Source organism: Ketobacter sp. (assembly GCF_003671495.1).
Taxonomy (GTDB): Bacteria; Pseudomonadota; Gammaproteobacteria; order Pseudomonadales; family Ketobacteraceae; genus Ketobacter.
Map to the genome: position 1 here is coordinate 22,758 of NZ_RCHN01000019.1, position 18,979 is coordinate 41,736.

Below are 18,979 nucleotides of genomic sequence, written 5' to 3' on the forward strand. Positions count from 1 at the left end.
TGTAAGCATTGTTCTAAAAACGCTCAATCATAATTGAGGTGGCCGCGAGCCACCCATCGTAAGACATTGAATATTATAAGGGAATTACAGGAAGGCTCGTATGGAGACTTTTCTATTCATTGCCGCTTTGCTGGCATTTTCCGGTGTGACACTGAATTGCTTGCGCTTGGCTTATGGCCGATCACTTTCCTGGGGTATGGCCTGTACGCTTATGCCCCTCACCTGGATACCGTTTTACAACCTGGAGTGGGATCGGGTCCGGGTCCAGGGGGTTCTCCATACCCTGTCTTTGATCGCGCTGCTGTTTTTTGGTGTGCTTTATATGCGGGCCAATCCGTTCCTGTTTGATGACGGTACGCTGGCGGCTGTGCGGGACAAGGTCGCGCCGGCATTTGCGCAGGCGCCGTTGTCGTTGGCTGCGCCGCGTTTTGCCTCAGACTATGAGATTGCTGCCCATGGCTTCCAGGAAGGTGCCAACCAGGCTCGCTACCTGGGGCGTAAATACCAGTTTGAGCAGGTGGTGTTCGCCGACGGTATCCTGCGCTTCAAGCAGCTGGACGCACCAGAGCCAGTTGAGATTGCGATCGATCTGCAGGATTTTGAGGTGGGTGAAAGCGGCAGCCTGATGCTGGATCTGACTCCGGCCTCGGTTGGTTTTCCCCTGGTGCATGTCATGCAGTACCGGCCTGAGACCGCGCTCCCCACGGTGGATTCCTACGAGAAGGGATTTTGGCTCGAACTGATTCTGGAGCGGGTGACGGAAGACCGCTATCAGGGGCGGGTACAACTCAAGTTCCCGGATGGGCGTAAAGGCTATCTGGCCGGCAACTTCAACGCCTCCACCCGGGATCTGGTGCGTGAATTTGGTGAGGTGGTGCGCTCCTACGATTCCAATGACACCATCGAGTATGTGGCAGAACAGTATCTGGTGAATAACCTCGGTTCCTCGCTGTTGAATATCGTGGACTACCACAACACCTTTTTTCAGACCAATCTGGAGGATTCCACCGCTCACACCAATGTCACCGTGGCTATGGTGGACGGCAGTATCCATGACATTGATATCAGCCTGTTCAAGAATGACAACGAATGGGTGGTGGAGCGTACCCCGGTGCGGGAGCTGGTGGGTGCGTTGCAAACCATCCGCCAGTCCCCCCCGGCAGCGATCAGCAGCAAGCCGGTGCTGCAGCAACTGGAAACCTACGGGCCTGATGACCTAGAGGAACTGGTCGGGCGCAAGGTGAGTTTGCAGACATTTGACGGCAAGACCCGTGCCGGCACGGTGGACGCGGTGGATCGCTACAACGTCTCGCTGGTGACGCTGCTGGGGGGCGGCGAAGTCGCGCTGATTGTGAAGCGGCGTGAGGTGAAGGAGGTCCGCCTGCAGGACTGATCTGCCGAGCTGGCGTTACCCTAGAAGAATCACGGTCAGGGTGCGTGGGCCGTGGGCTCCCAATTGAATGGTCTGCTCAATATCCGCCGTTCTCGATGGGCCGCTGATCAAATGGATGGCCCGATGCCGGGCGGGTTGCTTTTGGGCCAGTTGCTTCTGGGGCAGCTGCTTCTGGGTCAATAGGCGCCAGGCATCAGCCTTCCCCATGACAATGCAGCCTTTATCCAGCAGCACAACGTGGTGCTCCGCCAGGAAGTTCCAGCTGCCGGGCTGCTCTGCCGTCGCCAGGCAGAGCAGGGTGCCGGTATCCCGGATGCCGCAGAACGCCCTGGTGACGGCCACAGAGCCCGCTGGTGTAGGGTTCGCTGACGCACGGCGCCATAGTCTATTGGCGTGCCTGTTGGCGTCGGACCCCAGCAATTCCGGGGCAATGGTGGGCGGTTGCCGCCAGTCGTTCTCCTCGCTGAGGGTTTTCACCGTTTGTAACGCGTCCTGTTCGGAGGCTGCGAACGCCACCAGGGCGCCGTTACGGGACGCCGTCGCAGCAAACTCATCCGCCGATTGAAACTGGATGGGCGGACTCTGCCCGCTTTCCGGTTTGCGCGTTGGCGCGTTCGATGTGGCACCTGCCCGGGCACGCAGCTTCGCCAGGATCTGGTAGCGCGCGTGGCTGTCACTTACCTTGCTGTGGTCCATTTTGCGCTGCATTTTTCAGTCCATTTTGCGCTCTGGTGCGCCATTGCTCCAGGAAGGTGGTGTCGCCGCTGGGTCTGATGGGAGTGCGTTGGTTGGGCCAGGCACGTTGCGGCAACCAGCGCAGCATGGCTCGGGACAGGCGCAGGTTCCAGGAAAAAAGGCGCGGGTGCCTGGACAGCCTACTGTACAGCGTCAGGCCCCAGCGCCATCTGCGTGGTTCCCGCTTTTGTTCATGTTGTTGCGCCCGCAGTTGACGCAACAGATCGGGGAGGGGGATGCCCATGGGACAAACCTCCTCACAGCGGCCACAAAAGGTGGAGGCATTGGGCAGTGGCAGGGCCGCATCCAGACCCTGCAACAGTGGCGTCAGCACTGAACCCATTGGGCCGGGATACACCCAACCATAGGCGTGGCCGCCAACATTGGTGTACACCGGGCAATGGTTCAGGCAGGCGCCGCATTTAATGCAGTTGAGCATGGGCTCAAAGGGGGTGCCGAGCATCTCGCTACGCCCATTATCCAGCAGGATCACATGGAACTGATCCGGGCCATCCGGATCCTGTGCCTGCCTGGGGCCGCTGTAGAATGAGGTGTAGGCGCTCATGTGCTGACCGGTGGCGCTGCGGGCCAATACCTCAAGAATCAGCGACGCATCTTCCATCGACGCCACCACTTTTTCAATGCTGGTGACCACAATATGCACCCGCGGCAGCGTGGCGCTCAGGTCCCCGTTGCCCTCATTGGTGACCAGGGCGATGGAGCCGTTTTCCGCCACCAGTACGTTGGCGCCGGTGATGCCGATGTCCGCCGTGAGAAAGGCTTCTCTCAACACGGTGCGGGCTTCCCCCACCAGATCCGAAATCGCGTCCAGGCCTCGCTCACCCAGGGCATGGTATTGGCGGAAAAGTTCCGCTACCTGCTGGCGGGTTTTATGAATTGCGGGGGCGATAATGTGACTGGGGGGCTCTTTGGCCAGTTGAATGATGTATTCCCCCAGATCGCTTTCCACCACATCGAATCCCGCGGACTCCAAAGCGGCATTGAGTTCACACTCCTCCCCGATCATGGATTTGCCCTTGATAATGCGGCGACCATTGGCATTGCGGGCGATTGCCATGACGGTGGCGTTCAACTCCTGCGGGGTTTGTGCCCAGTGGACTTCACCACCATTGCGAATCAGGTTTTGCTCGAACTGTTCCAGCAACGGTGCCAGGTTTGCCAGGGCCTGTCGCTTTGCTGCCTGGGCGTTGGCTTTCAGCTGCTCAAATTCATCCACCATGGCGATGGCCTGAGCCCGCTTTTTAACGAACCCGCTTTGCGCATGACCGAGCGCACTCTGCAGTGCTGTGTCATCCAGGGCTTGTTGGGATTGGGCGGCAAAGCCATTGGCGCCATGCTTGTTCACGACTGGCGCTCCGTTGCATTCGTGCCGGCCAGCAGTTCCGCAATGTGGCAGAAGCTCAACCCCGACCGGTCAAGCGACTGCAACTGCAGCAGGCAGCCCAGGTCCGCTGAGGTTACACCAGTGGCGGAGCATTGCTCTATCGCAGCCAGCTTTTTCTGCCCCATGCGGCTGGACAACGGATCGAACTTCGCTGCGAAGGTGCCGCCAAAGCCACAACATACCTCCTGGTCGTGGAGATGGGCCAGCCTGATCCCGGCTTTCAGCAGCAGGCGGTGGCCCTGCTCATGGGAGTGGGTCTCCCGGCGGCACGAGCAGCTGGTGTGATAGGCCCAGGCGTGTTGAGTGCGGTGTTGGGGGCGGGTACCCGGATGCCAGCCTTGCTCTTCCAGGAACTGGCACAACTCGCGGGTGCGGGCGGCCAACCGGGTGGCTCGTTCAAGCCAGTCGGTATCCTGGTCAAACAGGCGGGGGTAATGGTTGATGATCATGCCGGCACAGGAACCGGAGGGGACCACCACCCAATCATATCCCTGCAATGCGGTGATCTGGGTCTTGGCCACCGCGATGGCCTGGTCACGATGGCCGGCATTGTAGCCTGGCTGGCCACAGCAGGTTTGATCCAGGGGTACATCCACTTTGAATCCCAGGCTCTCCACCAGCTGGACGCAGGCATGACCTATTTCCGGGCGTAGGCTGTTGGCCAGACAGGTGATGTACAAAGCGGCGGTGGGCGGTCTCTTTGCTTGATCAGGCATGTGGTTGTTTTTCATGACCAATGTTGGCGCCATCATAGCAAAATTTTGTTGCAGAAGGGCTTGATATCCGCCGCGCTGACCCCATCTACCGAGGGAATTTGACTTTTTGCGCAATTGAGGAGCACGTTACCACCATGACTGTCGATGCCAATAAAGAGACCCTTGGCTTCCAGGCCGAAGTTAAACAGCTTTTGCATTTGATGATCCATTCTTTGTACAGCAACAAAGAGATCTTCTTGAGAGAACTGATTTCGAATGCGTCTGATGCGGCAGACAAGCTCCGTTTTCTCAGCCTCTCCCAGCCGGACATTATGGAAGGTGAGGGTGACCTTAAAATCCGCATCGAATTCGACAGCGAGAGCAAAACCATCAGTATTACCGATAACGGCATCGGTATGAACCGCGATGACGTGGTGAGCCACCTGGGCACCATCGCCAAATCCGGCACCAGCGAATTCCTCAAAAACCTGACGGGTGATCAGCGTAAGGATTCCCAGCTGATTGGCCAGTTCGGGGTGGGGTTCTACTCGGCGTTTGTGGTGGCCGACAAAGTGGAAGTCTTTACCCGCAAAGCCGGTGAACCTGCTGAGAACGGCGTGCACTGGACCTCAGAAGGCGAAGGAGAGTTCACCGTGGAGCCGGTGTCCCGGGATCAGCGCGGCACCACCATCGTTCTGCACCTGCGTGAAGGTGAAGAGGAGTTCGCCGACGCCTGGAAGCTGCGCAGCATCATCTCCAAATATTCAGACCACATTTCCCTGCCCATCGAAATGGTGAAGAACGAGATGGCGCCTGAGTCCGAGGAAGCGGAGGAGGAGGCCGAAACCAAGGCCGATAAAGCGCCTGAGTTTGAGGTGGTGAACAAAGCCACCGCACTGTGGACCCGTTCTCGTAATGAAATCAGTGATGATGAATACAAGGAATTCTACAAGCACATCTCCCACGATTTTGAAGATCCCATCGCCTGGACCCATAACCGGGTGGAGGGTAAACAGGAATACACCTCTCTGCTGTATATTCCCAAGCGGGCACCGTTCGACCTGTATCAGCGTGAGGCCTCCCGCGGCTTGAAACTGTATGTGCAGCGGGTGTTCATTATGGACGACGCCGAACAGTTCATGCCCATGTACCTGCGCTTCATGAAAGGGGTGCTGGATTCCAATGATCTGCCTTTGAACGTATCCCGGGAGATTCTGCAATCCAACAAAACCGTGGAAAGCATTCGTGGCGCCCTGACCAAGCGCTCCCTCGACATGATCCGCAAACTGGAGCCTGAGGACTACAAGGAGTTCTGGAAACAGTTCGGCCAGGTGTTGAAAGAGGGCCCGGCAGAAGATTACGCCAACAAAGAGAAAATCGCCGGCTTGTTCCGCTTTGCCAGTACCCATACCGGCACCTCAGAACAGGTGGTTGCGCTGGACGACTACCTGGAACGAATGAAAGAAGGCCAGGACAAGATCTACTACATCGCCGCGGAAAACTACAACGCAGCCGCCAACAGCCCCCATCTGGAGATCTTCCGCAAGAAGGGCGTGGAGGTGTTGCTGATGTACGATCGCATCGATGAGTGGATGATGGGTTACCTGTTCGATTACAAGGGCAAGAGCTTTATCAATATCGCCAAGGGTGACCTGGACCTGGGGGCCATCGAAACCGAAGAGGATAAAAAGCAGCAGGAGGAGGTGGAAAAATCCTCCGAGGAGCTGGTGAAACGATTGAAGGACGTGCTGGAGAGCAAGGTCTCCGAAGTGAAGGTGTCACACCGCCTCACCGACTCGCCGGCCTGTCTGGTAGTGGGTGCCTACGATATGGGCGCGCAGATGCGGCAGATAATGGAAGCTGCCGGCCAGAAAATGCCCGATAGCAAGCCCACCATGGAGATCAACCCGTCCCACCCTCTGATGGAGCGCCTGAACGCTGAGGTGCAGGAGGATCGGTTCGAGGATCTGGCCCAGATCGTGTTTGACCAGGCCGCGCTGTCAGAAGGGCGGGCACTGGATGACCCCTCAGCTTATGTTAAGAGAATCAACAAGTTGTTGATGGAAACCATCGGTTGAATATGACTCAGGCACCGGTGAAACATCCGGTGCCTTTTATTTCATTTCAGCATTCCATCTGCCCGTAGGCCTGTTATGATAGGGAGAATGCACTGGTAACAAGGGGAGGCAACGTGGTCGATTATTCAATCACTTACCCGTTCACCCGGGAGTCAGCAGAAGAGCTCAGAGAGCCCCTGCTGTCGGTTGTCCTGGATCTGATCAAAGCGGTTCAGGAGACGGAAGACGGCTACATTCTGGTATTCGGTCGAGTTCCCCAGACCGTGCAGCCCGCAGCGCAACTGATGCAGGTCGAGCGTGTAATGAATCCCTTCATGCGGATGTCCCTCACCGTGGAGTCCAATGAAGGTCCTATCAAGATGGAAATGTCGGGCCCGAAAGGCACCAAGGAATTCCTGTATTCCGAATATGGCCTGAAACGTTGGGTTCTCTCTTAGTTGGATAATTGAATGACCACCGAAGTGAAGAAGGTTGCCGTGTTGGGTGGCGGGAGCTTTGGGACCTCCATTGCCAATATTCTTGCTGATAATGGGCACCAGGTTAGGCTCTGGATGCGCAATGAGAAGACCGTGCAGGATATTGCCAATATCCATGAAAACACCCGCTACCTGCCTGGTAAAAAACTCAACCCCTCCATTCAGCCCACAACCTGCCTTGAGACCGCCGTCGGCCGTTCCGATATCCTGTTTGTGGCCATCCCCAGCAAAGCGTTCAAACAGGTTGTGACCCAAGCTGCGCAATGGCTGGACCCTGGCAAGATCCTGGTGAGTACCACCAAGGGGATTGAAATGGACGGCTTCAAGTTCATGAGCCAGATCCTGGAGGATTGCACGCCCTGTTCCAAAATCGGCGTACTGAGCGGGCCCAACCTGGCCAAGGAAATCGCCGAACGTACGCTCACCGGTACGGTCATCGCCAGCGAATACGGTGAGGTGCGACAGACGGTGCAGGATGTCCTGTCCTGCAGCTATTTTAGGGTTTACGCCAACAGTGACCGGTTTGGCGTGGAACTCAGTGGTGCTCTCAAAAACATTTACGCGATCGCCTCGGGAATGGCGGCAGCCATGGGCATGGGCGAGAACACCAAGAGCATGTTGATCACCCGCAGCCTGGCGGAAATGAGTCGGTTTGCTGCGCGCCTGGGTGGGAATCCTATGACCTTTCTTGGCCTGGCCGGTGTGGGCGATCTTTACGTCACCTGTACCTCGCCACTGAGCCGCAATTATCAGGTGGGGTTCGCATTGGCCCAGGGGCGCCCCCTGGACGACATTCTGGATACCCTCGGCGGCACGGCAGAGGGGGTGAACACCATCCGCCTGGTGAAAGGCAAATCCGATGAACTGGAGGTGTATATGCCGTTGGTGCATGGCCTATACGAGATCTTGTTTGAGGGCAAAAGCTTGAAGGATGTCATCAAGAAGCTGATGCTGGGAGAACAGAACACCGATGTGGAGTTTGTGTTACCCGGCCCCGATAAGCTGGCCAATTTAAAACGGGGGTAGTTTATGACTGAAGAGCAAGAAAAGGATCCATTATTCCTGACTGCGCTGTACATGATCTTGTTTTATCTGGTGTTTGTACTGGCCGGGTATGTGCTGATTGGCCTGGGTATCATTCAGGTGGTGGTCAGGCTGCTCTCCGGTCAGCCCCAGGATGAATTGAAGCGCTTCGGTGCCGGATTCGGCCGCTATATGTCACAAATCGTCGACTACATTTCCATGAAATCCGACGTTAAACCCTATCCTTTCAGTGAGTGGCCAATCGTCACTGAGAAGAAAAAATGAGTACCCCAATTTGAGCACCCTTTACATCATGCGTCACGGCGACGCTATCTCGAGGGCCGCCACAGACGCCGAGCGGCCGCTGTCTGATCTGGGCCAGGGGGATGCGGCCAGCATGGTTCCCTGTTTGCTGCAGCGTCCGCCACAGACGATTTGGGTCAGCCCCTATCTGAGGGCACAGCAGACCGCAGCAATCGTGGTGACCGGCTTGGTGCAGGCCGGCTTCAAGCCCAAAGTAGAGACGGTTTCGGGCATTACACCGGAAGACAATCCGTACAAGCTGGTGGATCTTCTGGCTGACGTGACGGATGGACCCTTGATGCTGGTGAGTCACAATCCGTTTGTGAGCACCTTGTTGAGCCTGTTGACCGAGGGGCATAGCCAGGCCCGCATTGGCATGGTGACCGCATCCATTGCCTGCCTGGACGGAGAGGTGAACGGGATGGGAACCATGGCACTGCAATGGTACAAAACCCCTTCAGATCAGGCCACTTGAGCCCGGTTGTATTTTATTGGGCGATCAGTCATAGTGCCGAATCGAACATGAAAAACAACATAGCAACACGATAACAATAAGAGCAACCATATAAGAGTACCCATATTATGAGTGCCACCGCAAAAGTACAGCCCAATCGCGAGGTGAAAATCAATACCGGCATTCCACTTCCCCTGGAACGTTTCTATCACTGGGAGCGGCACAGCCCCAGTAAAATCTGTTTCACCCAGCCCATGGGCAACGGAACAATTCAGGATATCACCTGGCAGGAAGCTGGCAAACAGGTTCGGTCCATGGCGGCCTATCTGCAAAAAATTGGTGTGAAGCCCGGTGACAATGTCGCTCTGATTTCAAAAAACTGTGCGCACTGGATCATGGCGGACCTGGCGATCTGGATGGCAGGTGGCGTTTCTGTACCCTTGTATCCAACCCTGACGGCCGATAGTGTCCGCCAGATCATGGACCACAGTGAATCCAGGTTCCTGTTCGTTGGTAAATTGGATGATTGGCCTGCCATGGCTGCGGGTGTCCCGGAGGGCGTCACTTGCATCAGTTTCCCGCTCAGTCCGGACACTGAATTCCCGTCCTGGGATGAGATCGTCGAAGCCACTGCTCCCATGAAGGAGAGCCCATCGCGATCCCATGCTGAATTAGCCACTATTATTTACACATCCGGAACCACCGGCATGCCCAAAGGTGTGATGCACACGTTCAACAGCATCGCCTCGGGAGCCAGTCAGGCTGCCAACATCTATGAAGCATCCACCGACGATCGTGTGCTTTCCTATCTTCCGCTGTCCCATGTGGCAGAGCGCATGGTGGTGGAGATGATGCAGCTTTATCAGGGCATGCATGTGTTTTTTGCCGAATCCCTGGATACGTTTGCCTCCGATCTGCAGCGGGCCCGGCCCACCATCTTTTTTGCGGTTCCCCGCATCTGGGCGAAATTCCAAGCCGGTATTTTTGCCAGGATGGACGAGCGCAAGCTGAACCTGATCTTCCGCATTCCGTTTTTGTCCAAAGCCATCAAGAAAAAGCTGCGAGAAGCCATTGGTCTGAACGATGCGCGCTTGTGTTTCAGCGGTGCAGCACCGATCTCCGGGTCGTTGCTGGATTGGTATAAGCGGCTGGGCATCGAGATCCTGGAAGTGTACGGCATGACGGAGAATATGGGGTATTCCCACAGCTCCCGTGAAGGCCAGGGGCGAGTGGGTTATGTCGGCCAGCCCAATCCTACCGTGGAAGTCAAAATTGGTGATGGGGGCGAGGTGCTGGTGCGTTCGCCTACCACCATGGTTGGCTATTACAAGGAAGCGGAAAAAACTCGGGAGGCGCTGACAGACGATGGTTTCCTGCGCACTGGCGATGTGGGTGTGATAGACGCGGATGGCAGCCTGAAAATAACCGGCCGCATAAAAGAGATTTTCAAAACCAGCAAAGGTAAGTACGTTGCACCCTTTCCCATTGAATCCAAGTTGCTGGCCAGTGCCCACGTTGAGCAATGCTGCGTGGTGGGCAATGCGATGCCTCAACCCATTGCGTTGGTGGCGCTGGCCGAGGCCGACCTGGCAGCCCTGCGTGATGGAGAAGGCAGGGACTCCATCCATCAGGCTCTGACGCAGTTGTATGACCAGGTGAATGCGTCCCTGGACCCCCACGAAAAGCTCAAGACCATTGTGGTTACCAATGGTGAATGGTCAATTGAAAATGGCATCATGACCCCGACGTTGAAAATCAAACGCAACGTGCTGGAATCCCGTTATGAGGACCGGATCGAAAACTGGTACGACACCAAAGAAAAAGTCCAATGGGAATAATGAGCCTGCAGTGAACCGCTGTAACGAATTTTGAATGGTAGTGATTAGTACGCTTTATGCTCATTAATTTTTCACACGCCAATGGCATTCCGGCAGCCAGCTATCAACCACTGTTTGAGTCGCTGGCACCCCATCAGGTGATTTTCAATCCCCAGTATGGTCACAATCCGTTGTTTCCTTTCACTGACGGCTGGACCCATCTGGCGGATGAGCTGCTGCACTTTCTGGATCAGCATGCGCATGAACCGGTGGTGGCTGTTGGGCACTCCATGGGGGCGGTATTGAGTTTTATCGCAGCCTGCAAGTCGCCGCAGCATTTCAAAGGGGTGTTGATGCTGGACCCACCCCTGCTCTGGGGCAAAATGGCTTGGGGGTTCCGCTTTGCCAAGCTGATCGGGCGGGGGGATGACATTACCCCGGCGGGCAAGTCCAAATTCCGCAAACGGGAGTGGCCGGATCGACAAACGGCCATCGACTACTTTGCGTCAAAAAGCCTGTTCAAGTTTGAGCCCTCTTGTTTTGATGCCTTCTGTCAGGCTGCGCTTTCACCCAAGGGGCAGCAATCTGGTAAAAGCGAAGCAGTGGAGCTCACGTTCAGCGTGGATGTGGAAGTGGGGATCTTCCGCAACACGCCCACCAATCTCAAAAACTATTCCCGACCGCAACACCTGCCAATGAAAGTCATCTATGGGGAGCAAAGTGATGCTTCCCGTGCCGATTGCATTGAACCTTTTTGCAGGCATTTTGGGATTGAGCGCCAGCTGATATCCGGTCGGCATATGTATCCCCTGCAGCAGCCAGCGCAAACCGTTGAGCTGATTCAGGAATTTATTAGCCGGCTATAACCTGGCGCAGAAGGGAGTTTTAGCGGACAAGATCTTACCGGAAGAGGTCTTGCCGAATGTGCTCTTGGATACGTGACAGAATGCCACGTTCCTTTTCCTCGTAGCTGATCTGTTCATTTTCCCATAGGGGCTGTAGCGCAGCCTGCTCAAAGAACTGGATACCAAATTCACCGTAACGGCGCTGGATGCTCTTCTTGAGGTAGAACAGCTCGGCCTGATGCCAGGGGCGGATGGAGTGTTGCGCCAGGGCATGGTCCGCCAGTTCCTGAATGCCTTTACCTTTGAGGGCGCTGGTTAAAAATATCTTGTCCTTGGCTGCCTGGCGGTAATCGTCTTCCGCATGCAGCTCCACCAGCTTTGCCTGTTTCAACGAACTGCGCAGCATGTGATAGCTGGTGCGGGCCAGTCTTTCTTCATCGCACTTGTTGACGATAAAGCTGTCCGGAATTTCCATAATGCCGCACTTCATAAACTGGATCTGGTCACCCGCCAGGGGTTGCATCACCAAAAAGGTGTGATCGGTCATGTATTGGATGTCGATCTCATTCTGGCCGATGCCTACAGTCTCGATAATGATGTAATCAAACAGATGACGCAGTACGCGGCAGGCCTGAAACGTGGATTCTGTAATGCCGCCCAGCTCCAGGTTCGAGGCCTGGGATCGGAAAAACAAGCGCGGCTCTTTTTTACCGTAATGCATGCGCGTGCGGTCGCCAAGAATGGAGCCACCGGATATCTGGCTGGAGGGGTCGATGGCCAGTACGGCAACCGTAATGTTGGGGTTTTTAGCCAGTAACTGGCGGCAGAGTTCTGCAATGAGGGAGGACTTGCCGGCCCCTGGCGTGCCGGTAAAACCCAGGATGCAGGCCTTGCGGGGGAACTGGTCCGGATGGTTTAGGATGTGGTGGTGAATAGCCTGTCGTATGTGGGCGCTGCCGGGCAGTTTGCTTTCGAACAGGGTGATCAATTTGGCCAGCGGCCACTTTTTTAGGGCCCGTGCCTGGTTGAGCTTCTCAATCCAGGCCGGGTCCAGATCCGGTTGCATAGGGGCAGAGGGCGTGTGAGACAACCTTATGCTGCGTCCTTCTTGGTATCCAGGATGATGTCCATAATGGTGTTCATGATGTCCATCAGATCGTAGTCTTTTGGTGTGAATACCTGCTGTATGCCTTTTTCCCGCAGGGCTGGTATGTCGGTCTGGGGAATGATGCCCCCAAGTACCACGGGAATGGCTTCACGGGCGCCTTCTTTTTCCAATTCAGACATCAACTGATCGATGATCTCATTGTGTGAGCCGGACAACAGGGAGATACCAATCACATCCACATCTTCCTCTATGGCCGATTGCACGATGTCCACCGCGCTCAAGCGAATGCCGAAATAAATCACATCGAAGCCGGCGTGTTTGGCGGCAACGGAGATCATCTCAGCACCGTTGGAGTGACCGTCCAGGCCGGGCTTGCCCACCACGATGCGTGGGCGATGGCCGAACTGCTCCATGAATTGCTTCACTTTGGTCCGCACGGTTTGCAGCTTGTCGTTTTCCAGCGACAGTGTCTGCCCTTCGACGCCGGTGGGTGGCCGATACTCACCGAACACGTCACGCAGGGTGGCGGCCCATTCGCCGGTGGAAACCCGGGCATGGGCACAGGCGATGGAGGCTTCCATTAGATTCTTACCGGCTTCGGCATCGGCTTTCAGTTGCTGCAGGCAGGCTTGTGCTTTGGCTTCATCCCGATTGGCTTTGGTGGCGGCCAGTGCGTTCAGGGTTTCCGCGGCGGATTCGGCGTCTACCTTGAACACACCACCATCCGCCGATGAAAGCAGGGGAGAGGCAATGCCATCGGCCCAGCGGTTTTTACCCACCACCACTTGTTCGCCAGTATTGATCTTGGCCATACGCTCCGCCTGGGAGACCACCAGCTGGGATTTCATATAACCGGTCTTGATGGCTTCCACGCCGCCACCGGCGTCCAGGATTTTTTGGATTTCTTCTTTAGCCTTGGCTTTTAAATCATCCACCTTGGATTGCACCACTGGCGAGCCGTCAAACAGATCCGGATATTCCAGCAGATCGGTTTCATAGGCCAGGATTTGCTGCAAGCGCAGTGACCACTGCTGATCCCAGGGGCGGGGCAACGACAATGCCTCGTTCCAGGCTGGCAGCTGCAGGGCGCGACAGCGGGCATTGCGGGACAAAGTAACCCCCAGAGCTTCGATCAGAATGCGCCAGGCATTGTTCTCCGGCTGCTCTTCCGTCAGGCCCAGGGAGTTGACCTGCACGCCATATCGGAAACGACGGTACTTGGCTTCTTTAACACCATAACGTTCCTGGCAGATTTCGTCCCACAGCTCGGTGAATGCGCGCATCTTGCACATTTCCTCGATGAAACGCATGCCGGCGTTCACAAAGAACGACACCCGGCCCACACAGCGCTCGAACTCTTCCTCATTAAAGCAGTTACGTTCTTTGATGGCGTCCAATACGGTGATGGCGGTGACCAGCGAATACGCCAACTCCTGCACCGGTGTCGCGCCGGCTTCCTGCAGGTGATAGGAGCACACGTTGGAGGGGTTCCACTTGGGAATATTGTTGAGGCAATACTCGTACATATCCACGATCAGTTTGATGGACTGATCTGGCGGAAAAACATAGGTGCCGCGGGCCAGGAACTCCTTGATCAGGTCGTTCTGGGTAGTGCCCTGCAACTTCGCTAACTCAATGCCCCGTTCTTCCGCCAGGGCGATATAGAGCGACAACAACCACATGGACGTGCCATTGATGGTCATGGACGTATTGATCTCATCCATGGCCATTTGGTCGAACAGAATGGCGAAATCATCCAGCGTATTGATCGGTACCCCGACTTTGCCGATTTCAGGACGGGCAATGTCTTCATCGGAGCTGTAGCCGCATTGGGTGGCCAGGTCGAAGGCGATGCTCAGGCCTGTCTGCCCTTTCGCCAGGTTGCTGCGGTACAGCTCGTTGGAGGCGCGCACGTTGGTGTGGCCGGCGTAGGTACGAAAAATCCAGGGGCGATCCTTGCCGGGCTTGCCATCCTGATCGTAGATGATGTGCTCTTTCTTGTCGCTCATAATCGTCTTCCGGAAACAGTGGGCCTAACCGCGTTTTTTGATCACCAGGCGGCGTTCGATTTCAAAGATCTTGTCGCTGATTTTGCTTTTACCCAGAGCCTTCTTATCGTTCTCTTTTATGAAGAGGTCGCCACCGTGTTGTTCCAGGGCGGCGGCTGCGGTGATGTTCTTGACACCGATGAACTGCAGGGAAACCACACTGGCCAGGTCTTTCAGATCGCCGGGGGCGTCTTCCACCTGCAGTATTCGGGTCAGGCCAAACACGGTATCGCCGGCGAAAGCGGGTTGGGTGTGATAGCCTTCGGTGAAGCCCAGCTCCCAGATGGCGTTCTCGGACAGGTCACGGCTGGCAAGGCCTTCCAGCCAGGCGTAAACCAAACCGCCGTAGACAATGGGGTTGCCGCTCATGGGGCCGGAGAGGCTCTGGCTGAACACTTTGTCGTAGTGCAGGGGGTGGGTGTTGCCCACTTGATAAGTCAGCGCAAAATGCTCATCACTGATGGTGCGACCATTGTTGTGGACGATCACATCGCCCGGCGTGAAATCCTCAGCATAGGTGTTCCAGCCGGTCACCGACTTGGGGACATGGCGCAGGGCGGTGGGCAGTCCGTCGGGCAGGTTCACCGACGCGTCTTCCTGCCATGGAAAGGCGGGCAACTCGCCATCGGCGACCGGTACCGTGGGCATTCGGTCCCCGCGATAGGCCACCATCAGCTTGCGTTCGTATTGCAACACCACCTGATCTTTCTGGTTCACACCGAGGGTGCGAATGGTGACGATGCCGGGTTTGTCTGCACCCCGTTCCTTGCGATCCACCACCATGGTCATGGCGCGCACGGTATCACCGGGGTACACCGGGTTCAGGAACTGGGCATGATAGTAACCCAGATTGGCGATGACCTTTTCGGAGTCGTTTTGCACACCCAACGACAACACCACATTGAATACCATCTGGGGTGACGCCGGCAGTTTCTCAAAGCCGTGGGCTTTGGCGTATTCCAGGTCCAGATACAGCGGATTGCACTGCATATACGTGCGGGAGAAAAAATCAATATTGGACTGGGTGAAGGAAAACCCCCGGGGATGGACGAACAGCTGACCCGGAACGTATTCTTCCAGGTAGCGACCGTATTGCGGGTGGCGCACCTTATCCAGATTGATTTCGGTGCCCGGTGCCAGTTCAGTCTGTGCAGAAAATTTTATGGCCATCATCTATTCCTTAGGGATTACGCTGCGCTTTCTACCAGGGCTTTTGCGATTACTTTCAATGCCAGGGTTTCTTCCGCACCTTCGAATATGGACAGAACGCGGGAATCGATAAAGTAGCGGCTGACGGCGGTCTCTTCTGCGTAGCCCATGCCGCCGTGGATCTGCATGGCTTCCCGGCACAGCCACTCCGATGACTTGCAGGAATAGAGTTTTACCAGGCTGGCTTCCATCTGGCCTTTGCCTTCGTCCATCAGGCGGGCAACGTGATAAGTAAATTGGCGGGAAACCTGCAGCAGCATGGCCATGCGCGCGATTTTCACCAGGGTTAACTGGTAGTCGCCGATGGGTTTGCCGAACACCACCCGTTCTTTGGAGTAATCCAGGGCCCGCTCAAAGGCGGCTTGCATAACACCGGTGGCACGGGCGGCAGTCTGGATTCGACCGCCGGCAAAACCGGCCATCGTGTAATAGAAACCTTTGCCAATGCCTTCGGCACCGCCCAGCACGTGGGAATCGGGCACGAAATAATTGTCAAAGAACACGGTGAAAGAGTGCATGCCGCGGTAGCCGATGGTAGGAATGGCCTTGCCGGTAATGGTGCCGCCATTGGGTTGCTCATGGGCAAAGGCATGGCCGGGGAAGGTGGGCTTTTCCACCAGGAACATGGTCAGGCCTTTGTGACCGGAACTCATGTCGGGATTGGTGCGGGCCAGGGTCAGTAACACACCGGCACGACCGGCAAAGGTACACCAGGTTTTTTCACCGTCCAGCACCCAGCCACCTTCCACCTGGGTGGCTTTTAATTTCATACTGGCCACATCCGAACCAAAATTGGGCTCCGTCACCGCGACCGCATTGAGTGGCTCCGCCATGGCCAGCTTGGGCAGCCAATACTGCTTCTGTTCTTCGGTGCCGCCTTTCAACAGGGCGCGGGACATGATCTCAGGGCGGGTGATCAAACTGCCTGCGGCGCCGAGGGAGCCGCGGGACAGTTCTTCGGTGACCACAATCATGCCCAGGTTGTCTTCGCTGTCATCCGGCTGGATACCGCCATACTGCATGGGAATCGACAGACCAAAACAACCCAGATCCACCAGGGGCTTCAGGATTTCATCGGGAATGTCCAGATCCTTGGTGTGGATGTGTTCCGCCAAAGGCATGACCACGTCCGTGGCAAAGGAGCGGAACTGGTCCCGCATCATTTCCTTTTCTTCATCCAGCATGTACTCGCCGGTGAAACCATGGTTTTCCAGAACGTCTTTGCCCACCGCTTGCAGGCTTTCTGTGGACAAGTACTGGTTGATGAAGGCATCCACGGCATCGGAATCCACTGACGCCGCCAATTGTTCGCGGCTGAATCCGTAGTCGGAACGGCGCGCGTTGAATCGGCTGCGTACATTCTGCAGGGCTTCAGCGGCGTACTGCAGTGCCAGACGTTCTTCGATCCGGTTGTCTTCACCCCCTTTGGCGTCTTTTACCAGGCCGCTGTAGCCCAGCATTACCTTGGCGGCGGTGATTTCCGCTTCGCAATACGCCACTTCGTAACAGGCCAACTGCTTCTCGTCCAGCTTGGAGCCGGAGACCCGGCCGTCCACTGAACTGAAGGCTTTGAGATTGCTGAGCGCGGTATTGAGCGCGGTCTGGGCCTGGTCGATGAGGCTGCGTGCTTGGTCGATTGCTGAAGACATTGGGATCTCCGTAATACTCTGTTTGTGTGGGCGCGACGACTGCCGCACCCATTCCATCATTTAAGCAGATTCGCGCCCGTTGTTAACCGTGGGCACGATTGGAAACGATGTGTACGAACGAACGGGATTTCAATTCACCCATGGTGATGCCGGTGGCGACGGCTTCTTCTTCGGTAATGGCACCACAGGCAATGCCACGCAGGAAGAAGTTCAACAGGCCCTGGCCGGTGGCAGCATCATCAAAGGTGTTGCCCACCAGGGTTGCCTGCGCTGCCTTGTTGACAAAGGCTTCCAGACGCTTGGAGGCATCCGGCAGACCTTCCAGGAAGAAGGTGTACACGGCTGCGTAGCGGATGGGTAACTGGCCGGGATTCAGGTCCCAGCCCTGGTAATAAGCATGACGCAGGGAGTGCTGGATGTTGTCGTAATGCAGTTTCCAGGCTGAATGCACAACCGCCGCGTTTTCCAGTTGTTGTTGGGTGGTCAGATCCCCTTTATGGGGTCCGATGGGCATCACGGTCGTGGCGCCGTCACTGATGGTGAGCCCGGTTCCGGCACAGGCGACCTGCAGTACATGGCGGGCAAAGTCGGAGGCCGGGTGCGTGTGCGTCTGGTGGGCGGCGGTGATATTGCAGGTGGCGGTGTAGTCATAGGTTCCGAAGATTGCGGAACGACACCGGCCCCGGGCCGCGGCGGCCAGCAGACGAACCTGATTGGAACCGTCAGCGTCGATGATGGCCTGAGTGGTTTCGATCATGATTTCCAATTTGAGCGAGTTGGGAGCGTAGCCGCACTTCGCTTCAATGATGTCCAGCAGGTCGGCCAGTGCCGCCACTTGCTCCGGGTGAGTCACCTTCGGCAGCGTGATGATGAAATTCTCAGGAACCTTGCCGCCGGTGACTTCCGCCAAACGGGTCAGAAACAGGTCCAGGGTGCGCACAGAACGTTGGCGACATTCTTCAGTGAAGGTTTTGATACGGATGCCGATGAAGGGGGGCAGGGTGCCTTCTTCCATGCCTTTGGCCACTTCTTCTGCAGTGCGTACGGCGTCTGCGTCTTCTTCGGCGTCCGGTCGGTTACCGTAGCCGTCTTCAAAGTCGATACGGCTGTCTTCGATGGGTTCGTTGGCGAGCTTCTTCACAACCCGGTCATACACCGTGTAAGCCAGCCAGGCGGCGGGGTTGGCCTCTTTCATTTTCAAAGGATCGGCGGCCACCGCTGCGCCCAGAACGTTGGCCTCTGCCGCCGTGGTGGGTAAGGACTCGGACCCACGCATGCCCAGGATTCGCGCCAGTGCACAAAAATCCGGTGCGTATGTGTCCAACGCCCGTTGAGCCAGACTACCCAGTTTTTGTGCTGCGCCTGCTTTGTACAGATTGGCACCACCATACACCGTGTGCACAGGCTGACGATCAGAGGAGTCTCCGGGGTACAAAGAACTGTGCTTTTGGTTGGATTCAGCCAGTTTGGCCAGGATGGATTGGGTGTCGGAATCGGTCAATGTCAGTTTCATGCGTTACCCATGCCCTTAACAGGTCCTTTAAACAAGCGTTTTAATTTCATGCCGAGCGTTGTGAAAGCCTGATTTTAAAGACATTTTTACAACAGAACGGTGAAATGGCGGAGTTTGAGAAGCCACATATTTTACCGGCCCCTACCAAAGAAAGGTAGATTATATAGTGGACCATGAGTCACGGCTATATGAATGGCCTGTAAACTCCCGTCGCCCATGTGGGTGATG

Annotated in this window: 17 protein-coding genes; 8 read left to right on the forward strand and 9 right to left on the reverse strand. The window is 56.2% G+C overall.

The window, feature by feature from the left end:
• The first annotated feature begins 100 nt into the window (after nt 1–100).
• Entirely contained in the window at nt 101–1,393 is a 1,293-nt protein-coding gene (locus D9N14_RS09240; protein ID WP_290579089.1) for a hypothetical protein, read from the forward strand.
• Nucleotides 1,394–1,408: 15 nt separating this feature from the next.
• On the opposite strand, the gene D9N14_RS09245 is transcribed toward D9N14_RS09240, so the two are convergent.
• From D9N14_RS09245 to D9N14_RS09260, 4 genes are read right to left on the reverse strand one after another with little or no spacing between them, the layout of a single operon-like run.
• Nucleotides 1,409–2,101: a lactate utilization protein C gene (locus D9N14_RS09245; RefSeq protein ID WP_290579090.1), complete on the reverse strand. Its 693-nt coding sequence runs from the start codon at nt 2,099–2,101 to the stop codon at nt 1,409–1,411.
• Nucleotides 2,067–3,494 (reverse strand): lactate utilization protein B, encoded by a 1,428-nt coding sequence (locus tag D9N14_RS09250; protein WP_290579091.1) that lies wholly within the window; start codon nt 3,492–3,494, stop codon nt 2,067–2,069. Before D9N14_RS09250 ends, D9N14_RS09245 begins: the two co-directional genes overlap by 35 nt.
• A complete protein-coding gene (locus D9N14_RS09255; RefSeq protein WP_290579092.1) occupies nt 3,491–4,249 on the reverse strand; it encodes a (Fe-S)-binding protein in 759 nt (252 codons plus the stop codon). Before D9N14_RS09255 ends, D9N14_RS09250 begins: the two co-directional genes overlap by 4 nt.
• 32 nt (nt 4,250–4,281) lie before the next feature.
• Nucleotides 4,282–4,446: a hypothetical protein gene (locus D9N14_RS09260; protein ID WP_290579240.1), complete on the reverse strand. Its 165-nt coding sequence runs from the start codon at nt 4,444–4,446 to the stop codon at nt 4,282–4,284.
• Here D9N14_RS09260 and htpG point away from each other — a divergent pair.
• The 7 genes from htpG to D9N14_RS09295 all read left to right on the forward strand — a co-directional run bounded on the left by htpG (nt 4,384) and on the right by D9N14_RS09295 (nt 11,245).
• The gene (htpG, locus tag D9N14_RS09265) at nt 4,384–6,306 is read left to right on the forward strand and encodes a molecular chaperone HtpG (RefSeq protein WP_290579093.1); all 1,923 of its coding nucleotides are present in this window, start codon (nt 4,384–4,386) and stop codon (nt 6,304–6,306) included. The genes D9N14_RS09260 and htpG overlap by 63 nt on opposite strands.
• Before the next feature lie 113 nt (nt 6,307–6,419).
• Complete coding sequence (locus tag D9N14_RS09270; RefSeq protein WP_290579094.1) at nt 6,420–6,743, forward strand: hypothetical protein; 324 nt, start codon at nt 6,420–6,422, stop codon at nt 6,741–6,743.
• A 12-nt stretch (nt 6,744–6,755) separates the two neighbouring features.
• Entirely contained in the window at nt 6,756–7,808 is a 1,053-nt protein-coding gene (locus D9N14_RS09275; RefSeq protein WP_290579095.1) for an NAD(P)H-dependent glycerol-3-phosphate dehydrogenase, read from the forward strand.
• A 3-nt stretch (nt 7,809–7,811) separates the two neighbouring features.
• On the forward strand, nt 7,812–8,090 hold the full coding sequence (locus D9N14_RS09280; protein ID WP_290579096.1) for a DUF4389 domain-containing protein: 279 nt from the start codon (nt 7,812–7,814) through the stop codon (nt 8,088–8,090).
• Between the two features lie 10 nt (nt 8,091–8,100).
• The gene (sixA, locus tag D9N14_RS09285; RefSeq protein WP_290579097.1) at nt 8,101–8,583 is read left to right on the forward strand and encodes a phosphohistidine phosphatase SixA; all 483 of its coding nucleotides are present in this window, start codon (nt 8,101–8,103) and stop codon (nt 8,581–8,583) included.
• A gap of 149 nt (nt 8,584–8,732) precedes the next feature.
• On the forward strand, nt 8,733–10,400 hold the full coding sequence (locus D9N14_RS09290) for an AMP-binding protein (RefSeq protein ID WP_411267929.1): 1,668 nt from the start codon (nt 8,733–8,735) through the stop codon (nt 10,398–10,400).
• Between the two features lie 56 nt (nt 10,401–10,456).
• Entirely contained in the window at nt 10,457–11,245 is a 789-nt protein-coding gene (locus D9N14_RS09295; protein WP_290579099.1) for an alpha/beta fold hydrolase, read from the forward strand.
• A 34-nt stretch (nt 11,246–11,279) separates the two neighbouring features.
• Here D9N14_RS09295 and D9N14_RS09300 read toward each other — a convergent pair whose 3' ends face one another.
• The 5 genes from D9N14_RS09300 to D9N14_RS09320 form a co-directional block, all read right to left on the reverse strand.
• On the reverse strand, nt 11,280–12,290 hold the full coding sequence (locus D9N14_RS09300; protein WP_290579100.1) for an ArgK/MeaB family GTPase: 1,011 nt from the start codon (nt 12,288–12,290) through the stop codon (nt 11,280–11,282).
• A 26-nt stretch (nt 12,291–12,316) separates the two neighbouring features.
• Entirely contained in the window at nt 12,317–14,341 is a 2,025-nt protein-coding gene (locus tag D9N14_RS09305) for a protein meaA (RefSeq protein WP_290579101.1), read from the reverse strand.
• A gap of 24 nt (nt 14,342–14,365) precedes the next feature.
• A complete protein-coding gene (locus D9N14_RS09310; RefSeq protein WP_290579102.1) occupies nt 14,366–15,550 on the reverse strand; it encodes a MaoC family dehydratase in 1,185 nt (394 codons plus the stop codon).
• A 17-nt stretch (nt 15,551–15,567) separates the two neighbouring features.
• The gene (locus D9N14_RS09315) at nt 15,568–17,238 is read right to left on the reverse strand and encodes an acyl-CoA dehydrogenase family protein (protein ID WP_290579103.1); all 1,671 of its coding nucleotides are present in this window, start codon (nt 17,236–17,238) and stop codon (nt 15,568–15,570) included.
• An 82-nt stretch (nt 17,239–17,320) separates the two neighbouring features.
• Nucleotides 17,321–18,751, reverse strand: coding sequence for a DUF6986 family protein (locus D9N14_RS09320; RefSeq protein WP_290579104.1), 1,431 nt, complete (start codon nt 18,749–18,751; stop codon nt 17,321–17,323).
• Between the last annotated feature and the right edge of the window lie 228 nt (nt 18,752–18,979).

Coding starts and splice junctions, on each gene's coding strand:
- D9N14_RS09280 (WP_290579096.1), top strand. CDS start 7,812: ATGACTGAAGAGCAAGAAAAGGATCCATTATTCCTGACTGCGCTGTAC.
- D9N14_RS09310 (WP_290579102.1), bottom strand. CDS start 15,550: ATGGCCATAAAATTTTCTGCACAGACTGAACTGGCACCGGGCACCGAA.
- D9N14_RS09300 (WP_290579100.1), bottom strand. CDS start 12,290: ATGCAACCGGATCTGGACCCGGCCTGGATTGAGAAGCTCAACCAGGCA.
- D9N14_RS09320 (WP_290579104.1), bottom strand. CDS start 18,751: ATGAAACTGACATTGACCGATTCCGACACCCAATCCATCCTGGCCAAA.
- htpG (WP_290579093.1), top strand. CDS start 4,384: ATGACTGTCGATGCCAATAAAGAGACCCTTGGCTTCCAGGCCGAAGTT.
- D9N14_RS09275 (WP_290579095.1), top strand. CDS start 6,756: ATGACCACCGAAGTGAAGAAGGTTGCCGTGTTGGGTGGCGGGAGCTTT.
- D9N14_RS09295 (WP_290579099.1), top strand. CDS start 10,457: ATGCTCATTAATTTTTCACACGCCAATGGCATTCCGGCAGCCAGCTAT.
- D9N14_RS09305 (WP_290579101.1), bottom strand. CDS start 14,341: ATGAGCGACAAGAAAGAGCACATCATCTACGATCAGGATGGCAAGCCC.
- D9N14_RS09255 (WP_290579092.1), bottom strand. CDS start 4,249: ATGCCTGATCAAGCAAAGAGACCGCCCACCGCCGCTTTGTACATCACC.
- D9N14_RS09245 (WP_290579090.1), bottom strand. CDS start 2,101: ATGCAGCGCAAAATGGACCACAGCAAGGTAAGTGACAGCCACGCGCGC.
- D9N14_RS09260 (WP_290579240.1), bottom strand. CDS start 4,446: ATGCAAAAGCTGTTTAACTTCGGCCTGGAAGCCAAGGGTCTCTTTATT.
- D9N14_RS09315 (WP_290579103.1), bottom strand. CDS start 17,238: ATGTCTTCAGCAATCGACCAAGCACGCAGCCTCATCGACCAGGCCCAG.
- D9N14_RS09240 (WP_290579089.1), top strand. CDS start 101: ATGGAGACTTTTCTATTCATTGCCGCTTTGCTGGCATTTTCCGGTGTG.